This is a genomic window from Burkholderia sp. Bp9016 (assembly GCF_003857765.1).
GTDB lineage: Bacteria > Pseudomonadota > Gammaproteobacteria > Burkholderiales > Burkholderiaceae > Burkholderia.
On sequence record NZ_QTPY01000001.1, the window covers coordinates 330,099 to 353,619 of the forward strand.

The 23,521-nt window shown below is 60.8% G+C and carries 21 protein-coding genes; 15 read left to right on the forward strand and 6 right to left on the reverse strand.

The genetic code is table 11. The annotated features are described in order from the left end of the window. Positions 1-22: 22 nt before the first annotated feature. The 9 genes from DIE13_RS01645 (at position 23) to DIE13_RS01690 (ending at position 11,275) form a co-directional block, all read left to right on the forward strand. On the forward strand, positions 23-742 hold the full coding sequence (locus DIE13_RS01645) for an SDR family NAD(P)-dependent oxidoreductase (RefSeq protein ID WP_124825509.1): 720 nt from the start codon (positions 23-25) through the stop codon (positions 740-742). A gap of 136 nt (positions 743-878) precedes the next feature. Beyond that, the gene (locus tag DIE13_RS01650; RefSeq protein WP_124825510.1) at positions 879-2,042 is read left to right on the forward strand and encodes a Gfo/Idh/MocA family protein; all 1,164 of its coding nucleotides are present in this window, start codon (positions 879-881) and stop codon (positions 2,040-2,042) included. A gap of 248 nt (positions 2,043-2,290) precedes the next feature. Next, positions 2,291-3,217, forward strand: a complete 927-nt coding sequence (locus DIE13_RS01655; protein ID WP_124825511.1) for an ABC transporter substrate-binding protein — start codon at positions 2,291-2,293, stop codon at positions 3,215-3,217. Positions 3,218-3,307: 90 nt separating this feature from the next. Next, positions 3,308-4,849 carry a sugar ABC transporter ATP-binding protein gene (locus DIE13_RS01660; protein WP_124825512.1) on the forward strand — a complete coding sequence of 514 codons (1,542 nt, stop codon included), beginning with the start codon at positions 3,308-3,310 and terminating at the stop codon, positions 4,847-4,849. An 83-nt stretch (positions 4,850-4,932) separates the two neighbouring features. Further along, positions 4,933-5,895, forward strand: a complete 963-nt coding sequence (locus DIE13_RS01665; RefSeq protein ID WP_257146521.1) for an ABC transporter permease subunit — start codon at positions 4,933-4,935, stop codon at positions 5,893-5,895. Between the two features lie 356 nt (positions 5,896-6,251). Further along, positions 6,252-7,436: a porin gene (locus DIE13_RS01670; protein WP_098557319.1), complete on the forward strand. Its 1,185-nt coding sequence runs from the start codon at positions 6,252-6,254 to the stop codon at positions 7,434-7,436. Between the two features lie 240 nt (positions 7,437-7,676). Beyond that, on the forward strand, positions 7,677-7,910 hold the full coding sequence (locus DIE13_RS01675; RefSeq protein ID WP_179894970.1) for a hypothetical protein: 234 nt from the start codon (positions 7,677-7,679) through the stop codon (positions 7,908-7,910). A 496-nt stretch (positions 7,911-8,406) separates the two neighbouring features. After that, positions 8,407-9,846, forward strand: coding sequence for a DNA cytosine methyltransferase (locus DIE13_RS01685; protein WP_124825513.1), 1,440 nt, complete (start codon positions 8,407-8,409; stop codon positions 9,844-9,846). Between the two features lie 217 nt (positions 9,847-10,063). Next, positions 10,064-11,275 carry a hypothetical protein gene (locus DIE13_RS01690; RefSeq protein ID WP_124825514.1) on the forward strand — a complete coding sequence of 404 codons (1,212 nt, stop codon included), beginning with the start codon at positions 10,064-10,066 and terminating at the stop codon, positions 11,273-11,275. 725 nt (positions 11,276-12,000) lie between these two features. Here the strand turns inward: DIE13_RS01690 and DIE13_RS01695 are convergent. From DIE13_RS01695 to DIE13_RS32755, 3 genes are read right to left on the reverse strand one after another with little or no spacing between them, the layout of a single operon-like run. After that, positions 12,001-12,282, reverse strand: a complete 282-nt coding sequence (locus DIE13_RS01695) for a hypothetical protein (protein ID WP_124825515.1) — start codon at positions 12,280-12,282, stop codon at positions 12,001-12,003. Between the two features lie 17 nt (positions 12,283-12,299). Further along, positions 12,300-13,256 (reverse strand): S49 family peptidase, encoded by a 957-nt coding sequence (locus tag DIE13_RS01700; protein WP_124825516.1) that lies wholly within the window; start codon positions 13,254-13,256, stop codon positions 12,300-12,302. Continuing rightward, positions 13,253-13,603, reverse strand: a complete 351-nt coding sequence (locus tag DIE13_RS32755; RefSeq protein ID WP_185731195.1) for a hypothetical protein — start codon at positions 13,601-13,603, stop codon at positions 13,253-13,255. The genes DIE13_RS01700 and DIE13_RS32755 overlap by 4 nt, the downstream gene beginning before the upstream one ends. On the opposite strand from DIE13_RS32755, the gene DIE13_RS01705 reads away from it, so the two are divergent. The 4 genes from DIE13_RS01705 (at position 13,602) to DIE13_RS01720 (ending at position 17,358) form a co-directional block, all read left to right on the forward strand. Then, positions 13,602-14,675, forward strand: a complete 1,074-nt coding sequence (locus DIE13_RS01705; RefSeq protein ID WP_234745768.1) for a tetratricopeptide repeat protein — start codon at positions 13,602-13,604, stop codon at positions 14,673-14,675. The genes DIE13_RS32755 and DIE13_RS01705 overlap by 2 nt on opposite strands. Positions 14,676-14,889: 214 nt before the next feature. After that, positions 14,890-15,756, forward strand: a complete 867-nt coding sequence (locus tag DIE13_RS01710; protein ID WP_124825518.1) for a ParA family protein — start codon at positions 14,890-14,892, stop codon at positions 15,754-15,756. Next, positions 15,757-16,947: a ParB/RepB/Spo0J family partition protein gene (locus DIE13_RS01715; RefSeq protein WP_124825519.1), complete on the forward strand. Its 1,191-nt coding sequence runs from the start codon at positions 15,757-15,759 to the stop codon at positions 16,945-16,947. A gap of 36 nt (positions 16,948-16,983) precedes the next feature. Continuing rightward, on the forward strand, positions 16,984-17,358 hold the full coding sequence (locus tag DIE13_RS01720) for a TrfB-related DNA-binding protein (protein WP_098557332.1): 375 nt from the start codon (positions 16,984-16,986) through the stop codon (positions 17,356-17,358). 72 nt (positions 17,359-17,430) lie between these two features. Here the strand turns inward: DIE13_RS01720 and DIE13_RS01725 are convergent, their stop codons facing one another. From DIE13_RS01725 to csf4, 3 genes are all read right to left on the reverse strand, one after another. Continuing rightward, entirely contained in the window at positions 17,431-18,273 is an 843-nt protein-coding gene (locus DIE13_RS01725) for an N-6 DNA methylase (RefSeq protein ID WP_185731184.1), read from the reverse strand. A gap of 135 nt (positions 18,274-18,408) precedes the next feature. Then, positions 18,409-18,984 (reverse strand): hypothetical protein, encoded by a 576-nt coding sequence (locus DIE13_RS01730; protein WP_124825521.1) that lies wholly within the window; start codon positions 18,982-18,984, stop codon positions 18,409-18,411. Between the two features lie 202 nt (positions 18,985-19,186). Continuing rightward, a complete protein-coding gene (gene csf4 / locus DIE13_RS01735) occupies positions 19,187-21,697 on the reverse strand; it encodes a type IV CRISPR-associated DEAD/DEAH-box helicase Csf4 (RefSeq protein WP_124825522.1) in 2,511 nt (836 codons plus the stop codon). Between the two features lie 192 nt (positions 21,698-21,889). Between csf4 and csf5 the strand changes: the two genes are divergently transcribed. Together csf5 and csf1 are read left to right on the forward strand one after the other, a co-directional pair. After that, a complete protein-coding gene (gene csf5 / locus DIE13_RS01740; protein WP_124825523.1) occupies positions 21,890-22,717 on the forward strand; it encodes a type IV CRISPR-associated endonuclease Csf5 in 828 nt (275 codons plus the stop codon). Continuing rightward, entirely contained in the window at positions 22,714-23,484 is a 771-nt protein-coding gene (gene csf1, locus DIE13_RS01745; RefSeq protein ID WP_409333466.1) for a type IV CRISPR-associated protein Csf1, read from the forward strand. Before csf5 ends, csf1 begins: the two co-directional genes overlap by 4 nt. Positions 23,485-23,521 lie beyond the last annotated feature (37 nt).

Below are 23,521 nucleotides of genomic sequence, written 5' to 3' on the forward strand. Positions count from 1 at the left end.
ATATCAATCAAGGAGATGAAAATTGGACCGGCTGAAAGGAAAAGTCGCTTTGATCACCGGTGCCGCACAGGGCATCGGACTGACGGTGGCGCAGATTTTTGCACGCGAAGGTGCGACGGTCATCGCAGCCGATGTGAAGCCGGCGAGCGAGTCGAACGGTTTCGAGGTCGAGAAGCTGGATGTGTCCTCGCCCGAGGACTGGTCGCGAGTGGTGGCATCGGTGATCGCCAGGCACGGTCGCATCGACGTGCTGGTCAACAACGCGGGCATCGTCGGGTGCTATGAAACCCTGGACGGTACCGATCTGGAGAGCTGGCAGACCGTGCTCGCTGTCAATCTCACCGGAAGCTTCCTCGGTATTCAGTCGGTGTTGCCGTCGATGCGCGCGATGCGCAAGGGTTCTATCATCAACTTCTCGTCGATGTGGGGCATCGTTGGTGTCGCCGGCGCCGCGGCCTACGCCGCAGCAAAAGGTGGCGTTCGCAACATGACCAAGAACGCGGCCGTCACGTATGCGCCCGAAAACATCCGCGTGAACTCGGTGCATCCGGGATTGATTCGGACGCCTCTCGTCACGAGCCAATCCGACGACATGAATGCCGAGATCATCGCGAAGACGCCCATGGGGCGGATGGGTACTCCGGAGGAAGTTGCGAACGTCGTACTGTTCCTTGCCAGCGACGAGTCGTCCTTCATGACGGGTAGCGAACTGGTGATCGACGGCGGTTATCTCGCCCAGTAGTCTCCGCTGCGTGGCGCCTGCATCGAGGCGCTGAAGAAAAGGTACTTCCATCGACGTTGGCCGTTCGCTCCTCGGCACGGCCGGCACATTCCAACAGCCTTTGGCGTTTGTCGAAGGCGTGCAGCAGGTGAAACTCATGTCTATCGATCTTCTTTCTCAATTGGGCCGTCGCTTGCGAGTAGGCCTTGTTGGTGGCGGTAAGGATTCCGTCATCGGGCGTACCCATCTCGTCGCTATGCGGGTCGATGGGTATTACGACGTGGTGGCCGGTGCGATGTCGGTCGATCCCGAGGTGGCGAAAGCATCTGCACGCGCTGAATTGATCGACGAAGACCGGATCTACACAGATTTTCGCGTGATGGCAGAGCGTGAGGCCGTACGCGAGGACCGGATTGATGCCGTCGTCATCGCGACGCCGCCGCAGCTGCATTTCGAAGTGGCGAGCGCGTTCCTGGAAAAGGGCATCGACGTCATCTGCGAAAAGCCGCTGAGCCGCGATCTCGGCGAGGCACAGCGGCTTGATGCGATCGTTCGGAAACACGACCGCCTGTTCCTCCTCACGCATTGCTACACGGGCTATCCGATGGTACGCGAGGCGCGTGCTCTGGTGGCGTCGGGTGCACTTGGCAAGATTCAGTGCATCGAAGGCGAGCTGTGTGCCGGGTTCGTCGTCGATCCGCAAAATCCGGATCGTCACTGGCGGTTCCGCGAGTCGGCGATGGGCAAGGGCGTGTTGCTGGGTGAGGTCGGCTCTCATGCCCACCATATCGTCTCGTACATCACCGGACTTCAGGTCGAAGAAGTGTCTGCCGAAATGACGACGTTTGCCGAGGGGCGCGAAGTGTACGACAACGCCTACCTGACAGCTCGCTTTGAGGGCGGTGCGCGTGGTCGCCTGTGGGGCAGCTACGTTGCGACGGGCAACGATCACGGTCTGTCATTCCGAATCTTCGGCGAGAAGGGCAGTCTCAGCTGGGTTCAGGAAGAACCGGAAGTACTCTGGTTCAAGCCGCCCGGCAAGCCGGCACAGCGACTGGCCCGCGGGTACGGCAGCGTTTCGCCGGCCGCCGCCGCGGCCACGCGCTTCACGGCCGGCCACCCCGAGGGTTACGCGCTGGCATTTGCAAACCTGTACGCGGATTTCGCGAAGGCCCTGATCGCACGACGTCTCGACTTGCCCTATCAGTCCTATCTCGATGGCATTCCGGGCATCGCCGATGGCGTGGAGACGATGGCGTTGATCGATGCGGCCGTCCGGTCCAGCGAGAAGGGCGGGGCGTGGACCGCGCTCACTCGATGAGCGCACGACATCGAACTCGTTGAGGACCCGAGCCGGGCCCCGCGTCGAAGATGGAACATCGGCAGGGGCCGGCCAACGTCGTCAAGACGGCTGATCTATCGGACACGGTGGATTCGTCGGATACGCCATAAAAAATTTCGTCATGCAAATCAAGACGCTTCGAATTCGGCACGCAAGTAGTCTGAATCGGATCACACGGACGGACGTGACGTAGCAGAGATTCTTTCAAATCAGAAATGGAGACAATGATGTTCAAGAAAATCGCAGTGAGTTTGGCAGCGATGAGCCTGTTGGCGGGCACGGCGTCGGCGAAGGACCTGACCTCGCTCGGCGTCACCGTCAGCACGCTGGGCGATCCGTTCCAGACCTCGATCGTCAAGGGCGCCACCGAGCGTGCGAAGCAGATCAATTCGAACGTCCGGGTCACGGCGGTTGCGTCCGACTACGACCTGAACAAGCAGTTCTCCCAGATCGATAACTTTATCGCCGCGAAGGTCGACCTTATCTTGCTGGTCGCTGCCGATCCGCAGGCAATTCTGCCGGCAGTCAAGCGTGCGGAAGCGGCCGGCATTCCGGTTGTGGCGGTCGACGTGTCCGCGGAAGGTGCGAAGGCGACCATCCAGACCAACAACATCAAGGCAGGCGAGATGGCATGCCAGTATCTGTCCGACAAACTCGGCGGCAAAGGCAAGGTCGTGATCCTGAACGGGCCGTCCGTGTCGTCCATCAAGGACCGTGTCAAGGGCTGCAAGGAGGTGCTGAGCAAGGGCAAGTTCGAAATCCTCTCCGACAATCAGAACGCGAAAGCGACCCGAGAGGGCGGCCTTGCCGTGATGCAGTCGCTGCTGACCCGTTTCCCGAAGATCGACGGCGTGTTCACCGTCTGTGACCAGACGGCAGTCGGCGCCGATCTGGCGGCCAAGCAGATGAACCGTAAGGACTTCTCGATCGTCAGCGTCGACGGTTCGCCTGAAGTCGAAGCGTCGTTGAAGTCGGCGTCGCTGATCAAGGGCACGGTGGCGCAGAATCCGTTCGCGATGGCGATGAAGGCGGTCGATGTCGGTAACGAAATTCTGAAGACGGGCAAACCGCCGGCAAAGCCCGTCGTTCTCCTCGACCCGAAGCTGGTCACGCCGGAGAACGTCGCTTCGTACAAGGGGTGGGCAGCCAACTGAGGCAGGTGATCGGCGGTGCATATCGCCTGACACCGGTGCCGCGCATGCGCGTTCCGATGCGCGGCAGCCCCCCCAACAAAAGGAGACATCATGCCAACGGATAACCGAACCCCTCTGCTCGAAATGCGGAACGTCAGCAAGACGTTCGTCGGCACCAAGGCGCTCGACAACGTTCAGCTGTGCGCATGGGGCGGCGAGGTTCTTGCCCTGATGGGAGAGAACGGCGCCGGAAAATCCACGCTGATGAAGATCCTCTCCGGTGCGTATCAGGCCGATACGGGCAGTGAGATCTTGATCGACGGCAAGCCGGTCAGCATCGCCGATCCGCTGGAGGCGAAACAGCACGGCGTCTCGATCATCTATCAGGAACTGAGCCTCGCGCCGAATCTCACCGTTGCCGAAAACATCTATCTCGGCCGCGAACTCGCATCCCGTGGCATGGCGAATCGTCAGGCGATGTACGCCGGCTGTCGCGAGGTGCTGGAGAGACTGGACGTGCCGTTCAACGCCCGAACGATCGTCGGTACGCTCTCGATCGCGGAGCAACAACTGGTTGAAATCGGCCGCGCGCTGCACGCGAAATCGCGGATCCTGGTGCTCGATGAGCCGACCACGGCGCTTTCGTCGCGAGAAAGCGAACGGTTATTCGCGCTAATCCGACAACTGCGCTCCGAAGGCATCGCGATCATCTACATCAGCCACCGGATGGAAGAGGTCTACGACCTGTCCGACCGCGTTTCGGTACTGCGTGACGGTCGCTATGTGGGCACGATCGATCGCGCCGAGCTGTCGGCTCAGGCGATCGTCAAGATGATGGTCGGCCGGGATCTATCGACGTTCTACATGAAGGAGCATGACGCCGGCGGCAGCCGCGGCCCGGTGATCTTCGAGGCGAAGGACATTTCGGACGGCGACAAGATCAAACCCTGCAGTTTCCAGGTCCATCGTGGCGAGGTGCTGGGCATCGCCGGGCTGGTTGGCTCGGGCCGTACCGAACTTGCCCGTCTGATCTACGGAGCCGACGACAAGACGAGCGGAAGCGTTTTCATCAACGGCCAGGCACTGGACATCCGGCAGCCGGCAGACGCGATCAGGCACGGGCTCGCATATCTGACCGAAGACCGCAAGGCGCTTGGTCTCTTCCTCGACATGTCCTGCGCCGAAAATATCAACGTCGGTGTGATCGCGCCGGATTCGCGATTCGGCGGTCTGCTCGATCTCGCGAAAGGCCGCAGCCGCGCGAAGTCGGCGTTCCAGCAGTTGCGCGTACGGGCGGCAAGCCCGCTGGTGAATGTGGGTAGCCTCTCGGGCGGCAACCAGCAGAAGGTACTGCTGTCACGCTGGCTGCAGATCGGCCCAAAGGTCCTGATTCTCGACGAGCCGACGCGCGGCGTCGACATCGGCGCGAAATCGGAGATCTATCGCTTGATCGACGACCTCGCCCGTCAGGGTATCGGCGTCGTCGTGATATCGAGCGAGCTCGCGGAAATCATCGGCGTCTGCGATCGCGCGCTTGTGATGCGCGCGGGCCAGATCGTCGGTGAAGTCGGTGGTCCCGACAAGGAAGCAATTACGCAGGAAAGCATCATGGCCCTGGCGGCAGGCGCCGATGCAACCATGGATGCCGCATGAAGCATGGATTTCGGAGACAAATCATGAACAAATCGACCCTTGGCGTTACCGAGGCGAGCCAGACGCTCACCGACGGCGTCGGCATGTCGTCCCGCAAGGTGCAAGTTCGCAGGCTGATCGGCGCAATTGGCATGCTGCCCGTGCTTATCATTCTCTGCGTCGCATTCAATTTCGCCACGCAAGGTACGTTCTTCACTGGCCAGAACATCGCGATCGTTTCACAGCAGGCCGCGATCAATACTGTCCTCGCGGCGGGGATGACCTTCGTCATCTTGACGGGCGGCATTGATCTGTCAGTGGGCTCGATCGTGGCGACCGCCGCGATGACGGCGATGATGGTGTCGCTCAGTCCGTCATTCGGTGCGCTGGCGCTGCCGGTCGGGCTACTGACCGGTGCGTTTCTCGGCGTGGTCAACGGTTTGCTGATTGCGTATCTGCGGTTGCCGGCGTTCATCGTCACGCTTGGCTCGCTGACCGCCGTGCGTGGGCTCGCACGCTTGCTCGGCGACGACAGCACCGTGATGAACCAGAACCTGGGCTTCGCGTGGATCGGTAACGCAAGCGTGCTGGGTGTGCCGGTACTGGCGATCATCGCACTGGCTGTCATCCTGATTTCGTGGTTCATCCTGCGTCGCACGGTGCTCGGCATCTGGATCTATGCGCTCGGCGGGAATCCGGCGGCCGCGCGTCTGTCGGGCATCAAGGTCAGTCTGATCCTGCTGTTTGTCTATGCGATCTCCGGCCTGCTTTCCGGCCTGGGCGGCGTGATGTCCGCCGCGCGACTCTATGCGGCGAACGGGCTGCAGATCGGGCAGGGCTACGAGCTCGACGCGATCGCGGCCGTGATTCTCGGCGGAACGAGCTTCGTCGGTGGCGTGGGCTCTATCTGGGGCACCCTCGTCGGCGCACTGATCATCGCCGTACTTTCCAACGGCCTCGTGATTCTCGGTGTGTCCGACATCTGGCAATTCATCATCAAGGGCCTCGTCATCATCGCGGCCGTAGCACTCGACCGCTTCCGCCGCAACGGCGAGAACCGCACCTGATATCCAGACCGGGACGGCCGGAACGCGACGACAGGAATGGCTCGCGTTCCGGTAAACCGAGATCATCCTGCCGACACGGCTCCAGAGATCATCCGGCCTGACACGCCGCGCCGGCAGATCGACAAGGGCCGGTCCGTCCGGCAATCGAAGCACATCCGACAGCGACACATCAGCGGCGCAGGCAGCGCGTCGGCGGGACTTGCGCGCCGGCCAATCGGACTTGAGCCCGAGACAGGCGTGACGCCGGCCGAGGATTCGGTCGGAACAGAGGGGAGGAAAAAAACAGAAACCGTCTTTTAATAAGTAGTACGTATTTAAAAAGAGCAGTTATCAAAGTTTGGGGATCGGAGATAAAGATGAAACGTATCATTCTGGGCTCGCTGACCATGAGTCTGGCCACCGTCGCCAGTGCACAGAGCAGCGTAACGCTGTACGGCCTCGTCGACAACGGCGTGCAGTACGAGACGGGCTTGCCGAATGGCCATCGTCTGTCCGCGGAATCGGGCAACTGGGCGCAATCGAGATTCGGCCTGAAGGGCGTCGAGGATATCGGTGGCGGCACGTCCGTGCGATTCCAGCTCGAGTCCCGGCTCAATACGCAGAACGGGTCTTATGCGAACGGCTCGTTCTTCGAGGGGCAGGCGACTGTCGGGATGAGCAACGCGAGCTATGGTTCGTTCCGGATCGGTAACTTTGGTGCGAGCGAATTGCTGCAATATGCGGGGATTCTCGATCCACAGCAGACAATGAAATATTCGTTCGGGACCCTTGTGCGCGGTCGCATGTTCCCGCAGGCAGCAAACGGATTCGAATACGTTTCGCCGAGCTTTGGTGGATTCACGGTTCAAGGCCAGTACAACCTGACCAACTCCACCAAGTGGAATTCCGGTACGCCAGGCAGCGCACCTAGCCAGCTCGGCACCTCGACGGGAGTCGGCAGTTCGCAGGGCCGCGTCGCCGGCCTCAAGCTGGAATACAACACGCACAGCCTCGACTTGCAGGTGATCTACGACGAGGTGCGCGACGGGAACGGGAAGTTCAGCAACGTCTACTTCGCGTCGCGCTCCCTGTTCGCTGGCGGATCGTATGCATGGGGGCCAGTGACGTTCTATGCCGGCTACCAGCACCTTTCCGCGCCCGATGCGTCCGACGCCGGCTATTACGGAACGACAGCCGCGTCCACCCTGCCCGCCGGCACGTCTCTGCCGAGCGCAGTCGACCATGAGTGGGCAGGCGCGCGATGGGAGATATCGCCCGCGACTTCGGTAACGGGGGCGATTTATCATGCGAATGCCAATCGCGGAAACGGCAACGCGACCATGTATACGCTGTCCGGCGGATATCAGCTCTCGAAGCGGACTCGTCTGTACACGGAACTTGGCTATCTGCGGAATAGTGCGACCTCGAACCTCGGACTCAATGGAGGATCGTACGGGGCGAACACGAACAACGATCCAGTCAACGGTAATCCGTCGAGCCTGAATCCGAACTATGGTCACAGCCAGTTCGGTGCGTTTGCCGGTGTCGCCACGCTGTTCTAGTCGCGTGCAGAGGGGCGGCAGTTCGCCTGCGGCCCCTCCATGCTGTTCGAGATGACCATGGACGATCCGCCTGTACCGCGAAGTGCCGGGTGAGCGCATCGACGACATGGTTCGCCATCGCCTGTCGGGGTGACGGTGTAGGTGTGGTCGTGCAGACGGCATCGAGCACGGATGCGGATTCGTCGCGAACGCCTATTCTGTAGAAGGTTATCGCGTCATCTCGGAGGGTTGGCGAGAAAGATGTCCGATGCGATCAGCAAGCCTTCTTATATCGGCTTGCCGAACAGCGGCAGCGAGCGTTGGGCCTTCGCCTTCAGTGCGAAGAAAACTTGGGCAGATAAGGCGCGATCGGACGTTGCCGGCATCATGGCCACGAATCGCGGTTACAAGAAAGTCTTCTTCTTCACCTCGAGAGCTGCGCGCGCGAAGGATCCCGACGTAGATGGGCAACCTGCCCAAGGACGACTTTTCTGAGAATTCCCGTGCCCAAGGACACTTTTTCTGAGGCAGGCGCCATGCAGTCGTCTCAAAAAAGATGTCCAAGTCCTTGATCTGTCTAGGGGGCCAAAGACATCTCTTCTGAGAGCCCACATCTGGGTCGGATCGGTGGCTACCGGTGACCCGGAGAATCGAGTACAAGTCGTACCCCTCCCGTCACGAATGCAACGCGAAGTGCCTGAATGGCAAGTTCAACGGTACATGCGAATGCCGTTGTGGCGGAAAGAACCACGGCCGTGGAGCGTTCACGCGGCTTCTCGCCGGTGACGCCTCAGATTTGCCATGACCCATCGCCCCGGAATCCACGGATTCAGGGGCTTTTTCATTTCCGGCGCCTGCGTAGCGCTCCTCGGCAGGATCCGTCGTATCGTCATTCCATCTCGCAGCCGGCATCTCCTGAAGCAATGCACGTCGTTCGACACCGCGCCGACCGGCGCGACGTCGATCTCCCATCCACTTCAGGAGAAGCAACATGTCGCAAGCCAACACGTTTCAAGGAATGGAGTTCCGTCGAATCGGCAGCAACAAGGGTACACCGCGCCTCTGGATTGAAGGTGCACAAGCGGTGAAGGCGGGATTCGTACCGGGTGTGAAATTCACCGCAAAACTTGACCCGGAGCGGAGCATGGTCATCATCGAGGCGTCGGAAGAGGGTCGCCGCATCGTGTCGAAGAAGGTCGTGCGCGAGCGCGAGATTCCGGTGATCGACATCCAGAACGAAGGTCTCCTCGGACACTTCGTGCGAATGGGGCTGTCCGCTGTACGCATCGTGGTCCAACTGCACCGGATCTTCGTGATGCCGATCTCGTCCGAGTTGCGTGCGAAGGAACGGCTCTGTCGCCTGAAGGCAAAGATGGAACGCGACGAACCGCTCGTCATGGGTTCGTTTTCGTCCGGTGTCGGCATCCTGGATCGCGCGGCGCACGTCGGCCTCACGCAAGCAGGGGTCGGCTCCCGCCTCGCGGTCGCGAACGAGATCCGGGCCGATTGCATGGAGCACGCGGCGGAGCGCAATCCAGTCTTCGACGCGCGGACGATCCTTTTGACCGCACCGATGCAGGAGGTCGTGTTCGACGACTGGGCAATGGCGCAGCTGCCGAAGCTGGACGTCTTCACGATCGGCATCCCGTGTTCAGGAGCGTCAAACGCCGGTCGCACGAAGCGCAAGCTCACGTGCCCCGAGGCGCACCCGGACGTTGGTCATCTTGTCGTGCCGTTCCTCGCGGCCGTCGCGAAGACTTCGCCGTGTGTCGTGGTGGTCGAGTGTGTACCGGGCTGGCTGAACACCGCCTCCGCGGCAATTGCGCGGTCGACGCTGCGTGATCTGGGCTACATCGTCCACGAGACCGTGCTGCACGCGGCCGACTGGAACATGCTCGAGCATCGCGAGCGGATGTGCATCGTTGCGGTAACGCTCGGCCTCGAGTTCTCCTTCGATCTCGTCGAACGTCCGGCGCGGCGTTCGCGGAAAGTTGGCGAGATACTGGAGACCGTAGCGCTCGATGACAAGTCGTGGAGCCCGCTCACGTACCTGAAGGACAAGCAAGAGCGGGACGCGGCGGCCGGCAAGGGCTTCAAGATGAACATCGTCGACGCCGAATCCGAGAAGGTTTTCACGCTGAACAAGACCCTCGCCAAACGGCAAAGCACCGGCACGTTCATCCGGCATCCGGCAGATCCTGAGCTGCTGCGGATCCCAACGGTCTGCGAGCACGCACGTTGCAAGGGCGTCTGGGAGGATCTGGTGGAAGGTGTGACCCAGACGTTTGGGCACGAGGTGCTCGGCCAGGCTGTCAGCGTCCCGCCATTCATCGCCGTCTTCAACGCGATCGGCCGCGCACTGCAGGCATTCCGACGAGTTGGGAGCATCGCGTTCCCGACGTTCGCGCGAACGGAAATGGTGTCCGCGTGACGGTACTGGTCGGGGTCGAATGATCGACGACCGCTGTTGAACTCAATCCCCGGTGTCTCATTGAGACCTGGGGATTCTTCTCGCATGCGGGAAGCGTGTTTCTTGTTCCCCCATTCCACCAGCTGTTCTGTATCTCTCCAGGCAATGCCAATTCAACCCCGCGGGAACGCTTTCCCGTCAGGGGGCGTCGCTCGCACCATCGTCACGGAGCAGCAAGATGAAAGAAAACGAAGAGCAGTTTCAGCGTGTCCGGCCAGGGGTACCAGCCACTGGCCCAATGACCGAATCAGAGTACGTGGGCTCGCGCGGAGTTCGCTGTGCGTCGTGCGGCACGAGCTCTGGGCTTCGAGGCGAGGAAGTCGAGATCGAAGACGGCGCGGCCTTCCAGCGTGTTGGTTGTGGGGAGTGCGGCGCGACCTGGTCGGATCTGTACCGGTTGGTCAGCTATAGCGAGCTGGAAGGTGGTCTACCGGTAGGCGCTTCTGAAGGGAAACAGCCGGTAATCGTCCAGCCGATACCTAATGTCAGAGTTCGGGCGGACGGTGACGCGAACTTTTACCATCTACTCGATGCCAATGACTGGGTTGCAGCAGTTCAGCTGAATGGTAAGTTCACTACGCCAATGCAGGAGGCGATCATGCAGATGTTTGGTGACGTGTTAAAAAGCGGCACTCCGCCGAAACTGCCGGAGTGGACGGATGAAGACTGTGCAGTGGCAGACGAACAGGGCTGGAATCTGTTTAACATCGATGATGCCACCGGTCGCGGTGAGATTCAGCGGGACGACGAGGTATCGGTCTTTGCGAGCGATGACGCTGCTATCGAGTTTGTTCGGAAGCGGGCCGAGGCGGGCGACTTGGTTGCCGTCAAGGCTCTAGAGATTGTCGGGCTGCCTGTACCGGAAGCCGACACACTGATTCTGCCGGAAACGCAGTGGGTGGCATCAGGGAAACTGCAGGCGCTCGAGACGTTTCTCCGAACCACCCATGCAGATCAGGGTGGTGACGCGACTTTCGGGAACTGGGTACGTGCAACGGCAGGGGATGCGCAGGAGGTCGGGCATTTAGAAGCGGTTGAATATCTGCGGCTGGGGGGCGACCTCCGCGACAAGGACCTCTGCGCCGACGGACAGTGGACCCTGCAGAACGCGTCGAGGGAGATTCGTCTCTGGGGGCACGGCATAGTCATTACGGTGTCGCCGCTGGGCGCTGGTGCGATCCAGTCTTCGCTGCACAATGCAGGCGAAAGCCTTGAAGCGAAAGCGGCACTCGATGGCGTGGAGTCGATGATCCTGGCACATGCAGTAGCCGGGATCGACGTCAACTCACCTGCATATTTGGAAGGTATCGAGACGGCTGTTGAGGCTATCTGGAATCAGTACGGAGACGAACCGGAGTCGAAGTGCGAGACCCCATCGCCGGGAATATGATCCATACAGCTGTTACTCAAACCCGCCGGTTCTCTTCCGAGACTTGCGGGTTTTTCTTTGCCGGTGCTGTCAACCCGGAAGGGCTATCGGTCGCTCGAGGCGGCATTTCACTCTGTCCGCGAAGAGTCTGCTCCGTTGGGCTCATTGGGGATGCGGTGAAGTAAGAAGATCCAGCAAATCCAAATGAGCAACAATATGACGCCACCACCAAAGAACCACCATCCCCTCTCGAAGATATCGTTAGCAGCGACCGCGTGAATCCATGAGAACCTTATAGTTGCGCCAATCGCGAGAAGACCCGCGATCACAACAGAGACGGTCGCGAGAGAGTTGCGAAAGCCACGCGAAGTGTCTTTGTCGATTTATTAGGACTCCATTTTACATAAATACAATGACCGAACTTTTCTTTTGCGGCTAGATAGAGATGTCCGCTTTCGTGTCGCGTAAGCTGGCCGGCCGCCGGGTGTCCGGTGCCGGAGGCTTCGATGGCTGCAACGGAACGGATCACGTATGACGATGCGCGAACTGGATCTCCGAACTGGCTACCCACTTATTCGTGTTGCTCGAATGCCCATGCCGCCAACCCCAGGGCTGCGCAAATTAAAAAGCATGCAGCCCAACCAATCTGTACCGCCGTCGGAAGAGTGCTTGGGGGAACAAAAAACGCCGGAAGGCCAATGGCCGCTGCCGAAAAAAGAAGTGCATTACTGGTTTTCATCGTCGCCTCACGAGCGCTCGGCCAGCATGCCGAGGCCAACTGCCGCAGCAAACACGACTAGAAAAATGAAGAGGTTCGAGAGCGTGTTCGAGAGCAAGTCGATTTCTATTGTTTGATTGCGCCATTGCCGGTACGCGTAGCGAGCGAAAATCAGCCCGACGAGAAGTGAGCCTGCGATCGGCAGTAACCCGAGAGGTCCGGGGTGCAACACGGTTGCAGGTACCCCGGCAAATGCAACTAGGGAGACAACCGCGCAGATCGCAGCGTTGGCATTGGGTGATCGCTTCATGATGTCGCTCCGTTGTATCAACGAACAGAAAGTCCTGATGTAGCTGACAGCAGCCCGTCGATAGCATCGGAAATCCCAAGCCGAATCGCGGGCCCAGCGGTTGCATAGTCGCGTGTGCGGAGGTCCGGATAACGAGTCTTCAGATCTGACACGACGTCTTCGATCGTTCCGATGGAATCCACCAGTCCGATACGTTTCGCGGCCTCGCCATTCCAGACTTCGCCCGTGTCGTACCTGACGCCTGCGACGAGCTTCGTGCCACGCTGCTGCTCGAGCTCGTCGACGAACTCCTTCGCCAACACGTTGACGAGCGTCTGTGCCTTCTTGTCCGCATCGCTTGTCGACGGGATGAACGGATTCAGCATCGCTTTGAGCGGTCCCGACGCGTACGCGTGCTGCTCGACGTCGAAGCGTCTAAGCGCACCCGAGACGTTCCACGACTCGATGACAGCGCCGATCGACCCGACGAGGGAAAAGCGGCCGGCGACCACCTTGTCGGCGTGGATAGCGATCAGGTAGGCCGCGGACGCGCCGAGCGAATTGATGATGGCGACGACGGGCTTGCGGTGCTTCTGCTTGAGTGTGTCGATCGCGGTGTTGATCCGCTCGGCGTCGATCGGTGAACCGCCACCCGAGTCGATCATCAGAGCAATGGTCTTCACGCTGTCGTCAGTGAACGCGCGAGTGAGCTGCGGCACGATCACGTCTGCCCTGTCTGTGCCCTTCCCTACGGTGCCCGTGATTCGCACGATACCGAGCTGGGGTGTGGACGACGGCCACGCGAGCGGCAAAGCGGTCAGATCGATCTTGCTCACGAAGACAAGGATCGGAATGAGAACGACGATCACGAGGCGCAGGATCCTGAAGCGGCGGTCTGCTCGGCGGTCGCGGACCATGAGCTCCATCATCTGCAGTTGAGGGTCGGTTGCCTGCTGAGACAACACGCGCTGCTTTACGCCGGAAAAGATGCTCATTTGAGGGTCTCGGTGGTTTCAAACTGGTTGTGATTGGTGCGGCACTTCCCCCACTTCACCATTGCCGTAGCGAGCCGGCCGACGGCCGGCGGCGGAGAGTCGGGGGGACGGTGGATGACGGCGTCTTTCTTCGGCGGCCGGCGGCGGCTATATCGATAGAGATAGACGCCATCGCCTTCCTTGAGGCGTCGACTCAGCCACCTGAGCTTGCACAGTCCATGGAGCGCCACGCGGACGCGCTTCATCTCAGGGGAATACCCATCGATGTCGCGTTCGTATAGCAACGCAGCGACTTCACAGCTGGTGATTTCTGGATTTTCGATAACCAGTTCGATAATGCGTCGCATGACAGTGCTCTTCTTGGACAAGACAGCCCCCTTCCCGATGAAAGCGAGAAAATGGTATCCGCCGGTTCGATATTCCAGAAACGCTTCGCGTGCGCGTCGCCGCATGTTGCGCAATGTCGCTGCAGTGGCCGTTGCGACGTGGACGCAACCGAGCTTTGCAGGTCTTCTCGACCGCCTTGTCGGTGGTAATCAGAAAGATGCGCTCGCCCTATTCCGGGCAGCGCAGAATGGCTCGCAAGAGGCGCTCGACAAGCTGCTCAAGAGCTCCCGCGGGGGTGACCCCTGGGCGACGATGCAGTTCGGCTACCTCTATCAGATCGGTCGCTCGCCAGGCACGTCGACCGCCATGCAGCCCGGCTACCCACCAGGCGGCAGCATCCCGATTGCGATGAAGTCCTACCTGATCGCAGCAGGAAAGATGACCCCGGAGGGAACGATATCCGGCAACGTTTTCGCCGCGTACAACCTTGGGTTGATCTACCTCTGGGGCTTGGATAACGGGGGGAATCCGCAGCCGGAGCTGGCAGTGCGCTGGTTTCGCGCGGCCGCAAATACGGCGACCGACAAAGTGTTTCTGCCAGCAGTAATGCATTTGGCAGTGATCTACGAGAACGGATTTCGATCGGTGCCGGCGGACCTGCGCGAAGCGATGCTCTGGTATCGGAAAGCTGCAGGTGCCGGTGAGCCGACCGCGCTACTGAAATGGGGCGTCGCGCTTGTGGAGGGGAAAGGCGCCGAAAAGAACTACTTCGATGGACTCGTCCAGCTGCAGCGAAGTGCCGAAAAGTGGCAACGCGACGCGATGTATTACCTCGCTTCGCTGAACGGTATGGGAAGCGACTACCAGGAGCGCAACATTTTCGCAGCGGCGCAGTGGTTATGGATTGCGGCCACCGGTGCACCCCGCTATCGCGCGGCGGCGGACGCGATGATGGGCAACCTTGACAAACCGACACAGCAACGCGTGAAGCAATCCGCGCGGCTCTGGATCACTGGGCACATGAAGATACCGCCGCACATCGAGTACAACGCGCCGTTGAATGAGGACGTTCCAGATTTGCTGGCGAGCTGACGAAGGCTCGCACTAGAGGAATTTTGACGCCGCCGCTGTCAGGGCGGCGTTTCTGCATTTCCACATCCTCCGATAGAGTCCCCCTGGCATTCACGCATGCGGGAATTTCCCGCGCACTCAATCACGCAATTTGGCGTTGACAAACTATTAACCGATTAATAGTATTCTGATGTCTGTCCACGCAGTAGTGCGGGTCCAAACCGGGGAATTCGAGATGGATAAAGTTGCGGTTACGAATCAGAAAGGTGGTGTCGGCAAGACGACGACGTCCTTGCACCTCGCAGATTACGCTGCGAATGAATTGGGCCTGCGGACGGTGCTCATCGACGCCGACGAGGGTGACGTATCCGAAGTCTTCACGCTGAGTGACGGCGCGTCGGACGCGCTGACGACCGGTGAGCTTTTTCGGGGGAACCCGAACGGACGCCGTCCGCGCCAGGTCGGCGATCGGCTGTTCGTGGTCGACGCTGAACCCGAACTTCTTGACCTGCACGATCTTCCCGTCGATGTGCTCGCGGATCTCGAAACGGAGCTCGGAAAGCAAGACGGTCCGGTCGACTTGGGACGGGTTCGAACACTCTTCGGCGAGATTCAAGACCGGCTTACCTTGCCGCTTGACGAGGGACTCGCGACGATCGAGAAGGACTTCGATCTTTGCATCATCGATACCCCGCCCCACCTTGCACGGCGCGCCCTTGGGGTGCTGTGCGAAGTAGACGCAGTCGTGACGCCGACGAACATCAGCGTGTTCACGATGGCCCGCATTTCAAAGTTGCAACAGACGCTGGATTCGATCAGGCGTGAATTCAACCCGGGCCTGAAGCAGGTCGGGTTCTTGATGTGCAAGATCAACAGCAAGTCGCTGACCGAGTTGGGCGGTGTTGCGGCAATGCGCCAGGAGTTCGGCGATCTGATCCTCAAGCAAGTCGTAATGGACCGGGTAAGCGTGTCGACATCGCTCGCCCAAGGCCGCCCCGTATGGCGCGGTGCGAGTGCTGGCGCGCAGCGGGTCGCTGCGAAGGAAATGATGGCCGCGTGCGCCGAGGTGTTCGGGCGTCTTGGCATGGTGAAGGAGGCGTAAGTGAAAAATGTCTTTGCGAATAGCATCAAGCGTGCTTCTTCGGTCCAGCAGTCGATCGATGCAAGGGCCACTGGCGTCGACATTCCGCAGCTCATCGCACCGTCTCGGATTCGCGTCAAAGCGCAGATACGTGGGCCGAAAAACCCGGGGTTTCGGTCTGAGTCGCTTAAAGAGCTGGCGGCGGATATCAAGGCGAACGGCCAGCTCCAGCCAGCGATCGTCGTGCGGGATCCCGATGGGATTTCCGAATTCCTTCTTGTTGCTGGTGAGCGTCGCTACCGTGCATGCGAGATCGGCGGGATGGATTTGCTGGCGACGATCAAAGAACTGACTGCCAAGCAAGCCCGGCGCGTTCAGATCGCGGAAAACATTGAACGCGAGGATCTTACTCCCGCGGAACTCGCAGCTGCGGTGAAAGACGATTACGCGGAACTCGGCACGCTCGAACTTGTGGCCGAGCTGTGGGGCAAGTCGATCAACTGGATACACGAACGGCTCAAGTTCGTCGAGGCGCTTGATGCCGGCGGTGTTGCGGCGGAAGCGGTCAATGCTGGAGTGACGGCCGATATCTCGACGGTGAACGAGCTCGCGAAGCTGGAGAAGCGGGATCCGGCGGCCGCGAAGCGCGTAGTCAGCGCCGCGAAGGCGGATCCGAATCTGAACGTGCGGCAAGCGGCTCGGTCTGCAATCAAGGAAATCAAGCAGGCTGCTGCTGCAGATGTCCGTGTCGGGGGCCAGGAGGGAACCGGGGCGCGCGACGCAACGTTCAGTCAGGGTTTCGACGGCAAGGTGTCCCCTGCGGAGTCCCGCAGCACGGCGGCGCCGGCCGGCAATGCTCCTGGTGTGACGGGTCATGACGCTGACGCGGAAAGCCCGCGCGAGGACGATAGCGCCGGCATCGGTGCTCGGCTGGACACTGCGCCCGGCGTGCCGCCCGCTGTCCAGGCCGATCCCGCCCCGGACGGTGACGCAGGTGACGTATGTGACCCGACGGTCTCTATCGAGACGTTTGCTCGTGCGGCCGCAGCGGGCGAAGCGGCGCTCGTGCGAAAGCGCGATGGGCACTGGATTGCGGGCGTGACTGCGGGGGTAGTTGCGGAGAAGTTTGATAACCTTGAGGATCTACTACAGCGCCTGGCTGCGGTGGGCCTTACCAAGGTCGAAGTCGAGTGCCCGGTGGCATTCGCCTAATCCGCTCCGGCTTGCGCGCGAACCTGCCCGTCACGCATGCTGAACCACGAAAACCAGTCCACAATTCGCCTGTCCGAAGAACAATTCGCGCAGGCGATCGCGAAGAGCCCTCGCATGGTCGAGAAGACTCGAGCGATCGCCCACGCATTGCTCGTCGAGGGGCGTCCGCCCGCGGATCTTGCGGCCAAGTACGACCTGAGCTTGGCACGGCTGAGCCAGATCGGGACGAAGGTCTACAACGACTATCTCGCAGACGTGCAGTACCCACCGGATTGGGTCAAGGCGGAGGTGATCGCGCCGTCTGACATGCTGGAGGAATTTCGCGCGCAGGTGGAATCGCGCCGGCTCGAATATTTCGCGAATCCGCCCGCCCCTGCCGCCAGGAAGCGCCGCCCGAAAAAGGTGGGGTGAGTTGAGTGGCGGCCGTAAAAGAAAAAGGCCTGCTTCGGACGAGTCCGGAACAGGCCTGAGTTCATTTCGTGGTTACGTCCCTTGGCTCACCGCTTCGATCGCGATCTCGCGGTCGTGGTCAGCGTTCTCGACGGCGGGGTCAAAGTTGCGACCGGACCTATCGGTCGCGCGTGCGCGTTGCAACCGTCCACGCCATCCGCCGAGCACGTGTGCCGGCGTATGCCACACACTCCACTCTTCCACCGTCAGCGAATTCCCATGGACGACTACCCCAGGGATGTGCAGAAGTGCGAGTTGGAGATAGGTCATGTGTACGCATCGCAGGTCTACGTCTACACAAGTCGCGTGCATCGAGCGCTGATAGTTGAAGCCGCGAGAGTGGATCACTTCGGCGGCCGCGATCACCATCCCTCCAGCTCCCACAGCGGGCTCGCTCAGGGTGACGTATCCCTTCTCCGAAATCGTGGGATCGACGTCGGTCAACATCATCTCCGCCATCAGCAACGACACCTCGTAGGGCGTGAAGAACTGCCCCGCCCTCGAGTTTCCGGAATCCAACGCCATGAACGTGGCGCCGAGGACGTCGGCAAGGTCCCCTGAGATCGACATCACGCTGCTGCGCGCACCGCTCACCTGCAGTGCTTCGATTCTCCGTTCGAACGCCATCGTCAGCTCGGCGAGCATGGCAGGAAAGCGTGCTTGCTCTTCCTTCGAATAGCGATCGTTGATCAGGTGCCATTGCGCTTCGCGGTCTTGGTACTGGGTTCGATCGACAGCGTTGCTGATCGCGAGCGCCGACAGCTCGACGAAGTCCGAAAAAACCGTGGATACGCGATGGTTGTACGAGAACTGGTTGAGGAGGCCGAGGAGGCGTTTTTCATGCTGCTGGGCGGTCAGATAGGATGCAAGGGTCAAGGTCGATCTCCGGTGGAGGTTGAAAGGCAGAGCGACCTGAAATGCGGCGGGAAAGGTGGAACGGGAAAAGAAAAAGCCCGTGGATACCGTGGTATCGCGCGGGCTATGGGTCATGTGTAGGTGCGCTGAAGTGCTTTAGCGCTTCGTCACCTTCGGGCGGCGAGTCAGGACTAGAAAGAGGTACTGCGTCCCTCCTCTCGTTACCTTCCACCAGCCGGCAACGTCCTCGGTGTATTCGGTCGTCTCGAATTGCGAGTCGAACGGTACGTCGAGATGCCCGCGGAAGTCAGGCGAGCGGCCCGTTCGCTTCTGCACTGGGCAAAGCATGCCGTCGGCGAACAGTCGTGCATCGGTGAAGCTCAGCGTACTGGTATGGAGGGTCACGGATTGGTCCGCGTTCAGTACACCGCTGATCGTGCCTCCCTCGAATACCCGGGAAGTCGGATGGGCACGCGCGTCACCGGATCGGCGTCGGTCGGATTCGAACAGGCAGACGGTCCGTTTTTCGCTCGCCGGCACGTGGCGAGCCGGACGTTGACGGGGTGCCGAGCCATCGGCAATCGTCGTTTCCTTAGGGGCAGAGGACGAGCGCATTGGCGTGTCGGCCTTGGCGGTGCGGGTGCTCTCTGCCGTCGTCAGGGCTGCCGGTCTCGGTGCAAGTCGGACGCCGTAATTCGGAACTGCCTTGTGTACAAAGGTTTGCTTCAGCATGGCGGATCTCCTGGTTGGGCCTTTCGGCAAAGTCGTAGTACCTGGAGATGCGTACGCGCAAGTGGAATGGGCGTGGTGGACAAACCATGGTGCTAGCAAGGTGACCGCTGATCCGTGTGATGGGCAGTATTGAAGGCCGAGATGCCAAGGGCACAGCAGCGCTTCCCGCATGCGAGAAGTGCCGCCGACCTGAAGTGTTCCGCTATTCGGTGGCCAGTGCCTTGACCGGATAGAGCGACATTGCTTGCCTGAAAAGCGCGTATGCCGAGTCGGCGCCAGCGTCTTCGAGTCGACCGTCCAGTACGAAAATCCGGCGATTCTGTGGGAGGCCGGCGCGCCGAACCAACCGCCCAAGACCTTGCTTGAATCGGAAAGCGGCCTCGAGGAGGTCCCACGGTATCCCGGGCCGATTTTGCGCGCGCCACAAATGCGTGATGGACTGGTTCGTGCCGAATGGTAGCCGCGGAATCACCAGGTCTGTCAGTACATTGTCCTGATCGGCAGCAATGCTCCCCCCGTCGAAGAGGCGCGCCCAGGGATCGTGTCCCCCGATATCGAGTCCGGTCCACGCTCCTCCGACCGCAAGCCAGAGCGGTCGCACTCCGGCCTTACGTAGCTTCAGAAAGTCCTCGGCTTGCCGTCGCAGCGGGTACTCTTCCCTCGCTTGCACAAGTAGTGTTGTGGTGCCCGACAACCGTCTGGCGAGGCCGTCGACAGCCTTGTAGCTCGTGAGTAACACGAGGGTGCCGCCAATCGCCGTCTGATGGTTAGACTCGATGATGGGAGCGAGACTGTCGAGCCACCCTTCCTCCGCGCGCTGGTATTCGGTATCGGCAAGACGATCGGCGCGCGTGGGCGGTCGCAATCGCTTCGCGAACGCACCTGGTGTCCAAAGACCCGCCACCGGCGCGACGCTCCACGGCGCATGTATGGGCGGGTACTCGATTCCTCGCGCCTCGGGGATGCCAAGTAGCATTCGTTGGTAACCGGCCGAGGGGCCGTTCAAGCGCTTCAGATACAGGCTGGCGGAGACGACAGCTGCGCCGTCGAGGCGACTCCACATCGTTCGCATGATCGACTCGACGGAACCGCTACCAACGTACAACTGGGGGTAATGGCGGGTCGGGGAGAATCGAAGGTACGCCCGTGTGATCGCTGACGTTGTCGCATTGCGGATCACGGAGGCCGCAATGCGCGCCTGGATGGCACTGCGTGCACGAGCAGGGTCGCCCTCCGCGCTCTTCCTAGGGGCCGGTATTTCGTCGAGGCATTCAGCGATACGCTGTAGCAATACCGCGAGGCGCCGAATATTTGGATCGCTGCCCGACAAGTTGACGAAATCCCGACGCGCGCTCGCGCCGACGCCGGAGATCTCGCTCACCAGTTGCTCGAGGCGTTCGATGACTTGTCCGGAGACTCGCCCACCGTGCCTCTTGTATTCTCGAATGTGGCGGACGCATTGATTGAGAGAGACATAGCGTGAGAGCGAGCTCGAGAAAATTTGCTCGAGGAGGTGTCCCTCGTCGACAATCAGCGCCCGATAGTCGGGTAGCAGTCCATTGTCTTCGGTTACCGATTCGAACAGTGCGTGCCGCGTTGCGTAGAGATCCTTCAGACGGTCGCGCGCGACCGCAGTGTCCTCCCTGCCGCTGCGCAGCGACCGGAGTTCGTCTCCGATTTCCTGGTCTACCGCACGGAAATCCTCGTCTTTGCCGGCGGCTCGTAGTCGGATTCTCATGTCCTGAGCCAACATGGCGTGGGTGCAGAGGACTATTTCGTTCTCGTCGTCGGGCGCGACGATGAATTGTGCTCGATACGCGCGATAACCAGGATCTTCCATCGCGTTCACATCGGACAACCGGACTTCGTCGACCGGGAAAGCCGGAGCGACGGCTTCCAGGGCACCGGCCAGCCAACGCGTGCCAACACCGAGATGTTGATGAACAGCTGAGCCACCGTCGGCCAGCCACTGGCGAGCTTGCGCAACGTCTGGTACGTCGCGTCGCCGCGCGTCAGCGTCTGCGATGAACGCCTCCAATGCCCGCGCGCTCACGAACTCCCGTCGTCCGAATACAAGTCGTACGCAGGGCGGCTCGGCGCAAGCTCGCTGCTGAAGCGCCACTTCCGCAGCGAGCTGACGGATCAGTGCGATTGTGGGTGCTGCGATTACTGCTCGCTTGCCGCGTGCCGAGATCCAATCGAATGCGGCTGCGACCATCGCTCGCGTCTTGCCGACGCCCGTTCCAGCTTCGATCAACCCGATACCGGCGTCCGCGAGGCAGTTTCGCATCATCGCGGCCACCGTGATCTGTTCTGCGCGGATTGTGACTCCCGAGTCGATCGCCTGCAGCGCTCGCGTGACGCGGACCATCGGGTCGCTTTCGTCCCAGGTAACCGGCGCGGCTTGAGCCCCTCTTTGCCGTGAGCCGCTTGCAACCAATGCGCGAGTAAATGCCGAAGTACCGAGAGCGTGGTCCTTCGCCCTCGCGCGCAGCGCGCTTGCATGGGGTTCGGGAAGACTGATGAAGATTCGTCGGCGGTCGCCGTGCTCGTCGGTGGCCTGGTCGATCGGCAATTCGCGATGCAACGCATCGATGATCAGCGATTTGACCGCCGATCGCACGCGATCTTCGTCGTGCTGGATCGTCAGGTACTCGGGGATCGATACGGACAGCCATTCGGCTGGAATGGCGAGCGTCATGTTCAGGCTCATTGAGCTTTCTCCTTATGGAAGCGGGGACGCCACTGCGGTGCCGAACACCGAATTTGGTCCGTTTCCGTTTCCGCGCGATATGGCGGTTCCGCGAAAGGGCCGGACGAAAGTGCGCAATTCGTCAACAAATTCCTTCGCGATCGGCCGCACGTCCGTGGGCCGCACGTGCGAAGTGTCGTCGCCCGAGAAAAATTGCAGAAATCATTTCTGCAAAACAGGTTCGGTTTTTATGCTCGGTTCTGTTTCCGCGAGATGAAGCGGTCAACGACGTTGAACAACCCGCAGGAGAAGTCGATGAGAAAGCAGACATTGTTGCGAATCGGTCTACCGGCCGGCGTCCAGATTTACGCCTCGCGATTCCGTGAATTGCTCGCGAAAGAGTCGGCGGGTCGGGAGTTCCCGAGCGCCCTCTTCCACTACGACGATCGCAACGGACCGGCGCAGGGTATGCCGGGCGTGCGGATCCTGGGCGGGAAGCGCTGGCTGGGCATCCTGGCGGACGAGGACCATGCGGGCGTGATCTATCAGGTCATGGGAGACGCGGTGCGGGCGGCTAGCCACCTCGCGGAGCAAAACACGCCGGTTCAGGTCGAGCAACACGAGCTGAGCCTGAAGCCGCGTCACGAGCCGCGGCGATACTGGGTTCGAGAAATGGCGCTGAAGCGCCGCTCACCCAGCGCGCGGGCTTCGGATATCGAAGAACTGGCGCGTCGGCGGCTGGTCGCGGGAATCGAGCGCATGGCCGCACGGTATGGAATCGACTGCCCGCCCGAGGAACAGCTGGGGGTCGATGTTGAGGTCAAGCGAGAAATTGGGCTCCGCCTGTCGACGACGGCCGGGCCGACGAACGAGTACGTCACATTGCTCGACATGTCCTTCACCATTCACGCCGAACTTGAGGGCTTCTGGTTTGTCGGCAACCTTACCTCCCGTGGGTACGGGCGAATCGGGCTCGACCTGGCGGCGCTCTCGGTCAACTACGCTCTTGAACAGCAACGTCCACGGAGGTTTGCAGGATGAGCCCCCTTCCGTTGATCAGCCCGTCTCGTCTCGCGATCTCTGCCGCGGGCCTGCAACCTGTTGAATCGGGCCGCGCACGTTCGGCGTGCACGTGCGCTATGTGCGGTCATATCTATCTGGCGGGAGAGCCGGTGATGCCGTTCGAGCCCGACGCTTCATTCACGGATTACGGGGCGCTGCGCTCAGGGGCGTCGCGCGTGATCTGTGGCTGGTGCGCAGCAACGTGGAACCTGGATTTCACGCAGCGCTACACAAAGTCGGTGATCTGTGATGAAGGGGTCTTTCCGGCCGCTAGCAATGAGCACATCGCGTATTGGCTCCTGAATCCTCCCGAGGGGCAGTGGCTGTTCCTGCAGTCGGATCAAAAGCGACAGCACGTGGTTTGGCGTACACCCGTCAATGTGTCCCGCGAGGTGTTCACCGTTCGATATGGGGAGGTCCTGCTGACGGTACGACGGAAGTTTCTCGAAGAAGGTACTGCTGCGGCTAGGCGCCTCGCTGCGGCCGCGACCGCGAATCGGAAAGGACGCGGCGCGGCTCTGAAGAACCCCTTCGTTCGCCTGTCGCGTGACCTGACCGATCCGGCGCACGGAGCCATCCGTGGCGATCTCTACGAACTGGCGGGGCAAGACGCGCAGGTCAAGGATGACATCGCCCTCATTCACTCGCTGACAGCAGGCGAGATCTGGGGGCTGACAGCGACCTTGTACGCACCGGATCCGCAGCGCCCCGAACGAAAGCTGCCGGCAGCCACCGCGCAGCAATAATCCCCGCCCTCTTAGGCACATCTTTTGGAGAAGGAAC

Bases quoted from the DNA above. Each gene is read 5' to 3' on its own strand.
- DIE13_RS01650 (WP_124825510.1), top strand. From the start codon at position 879: ATGTCTATCGATCTTCTTTCTCAATTGGGCCGTCGCTTGCGAGTAGGC.
- DIE13_RS01655 (WP_124825511.1), top strand. From the start codon at position 2,291: ATGTTCAAGAAAATCGCAGTGAGTTTGGCAGCGATGAGCCTGTTGGCG.
- DIE13_RS01660 (WP_124825512.1), top strand. From the start codon at position 3,308: ATGCCAACGGATAACCGAACCCCTCTGCTCGAAATGCGGAACGTCAGC.
- DIE13_RS01665 (WP_257146521.1), top strand. From the start codon at position 4,933: ATGTCGTCCCGCAAGGTGCAAGTTCGCAGGCTGATCGGCGCAATTGGC.
- DIE13_RS01670 (WP_098557319.1), top strand. From the start codon at position 6,252: ATGAAACGTATCATTCTGGGCTCGCTGACCATGAGTCTGGCCACCGTC.
- DIE13_RS01675 (WP_179894970.1), top strand. From the start codon at position 7,677: ATGTCCGATGCGATCAGCAAGCCTTCTTATATCGGCTTGCCGAACAGC.
- DIE13_RS01685 (WP_124825513.1), top strand. From the start codon at position 8,407: ATGTCGCAAGCCAACACGTTTCAAGGAATGGAGTTCCGTCGAATCGGC.
- DIE13_RS01690 (WP_124825514.1), top strand. From the start codon at position 10,064: ATGAAAGAAAACGAAGAGCAGTTTCAGCGTGTCCGGCCAGGGGTACCA.
- DIE13_RS01695 (WP_124825515.1), bottom strand. From the start codon at position 12,282: ATGAAGCGATCACCCAATGCCAACGCTGCGATCTGCGCGGTTGTCTCC.
- DIE13_RS01700 (WP_124825516.1), bottom strand. From the start codon at position 13,256: ATGAGCATCTTTTCCGGCGTAAAGCAGCGCGTGTTGTCTCAGCAGGCA.
- DIE13_RS01705 (WP_234745768.1), top strand. From the start codon at position 13,602: ATGACAGTGCTCTTCTTGGACAAGACAGCCCCCTTCCCGATGAAAGCG.
- DIE13_RS32755 (WP_185731195.1), bottom strand. From the start codon at position 13,603: ATGCGACGCATTATCGAACTGGTTATCGAAAATCCAGAAATCACCAGC.
- DIE13_RS01710 (WP_124825518.1), top strand. From the start codon at position 14,890: ATGGATAAAGTTGCGGTTACGAATCAGAAAGGTGGTGTCGGCAAGACG.
- DIE13_RS01720 (WP_098557332.1), top strand. From the start codon at position 16,984: ATGCTGAACCACGAAAACCAGTCCACAATTCGCCTGTCCGAAGAACAA.
- DIE13_RS01730 (WP_124825521.1), bottom strand. From the start codon at position 18,984: ATGCTGAAGCAAACCTTTGTACACAAGGCAGTTCCGAATTACGGCGTC.
- csf4 (WP_124825522.1), bottom strand. From the start codon at position 21,697: ATGAGCCTGAACATGACGCTCGCCATTCCAGCCGAATGGCTGTCCGTA.
- csf1 (WP_409333466.1), top strand. From the start codon at position 22,714: ATGAGCCCCCTTCCGTTGATCAGCCCGTCTCGTCTCGCGATCTCTGCC.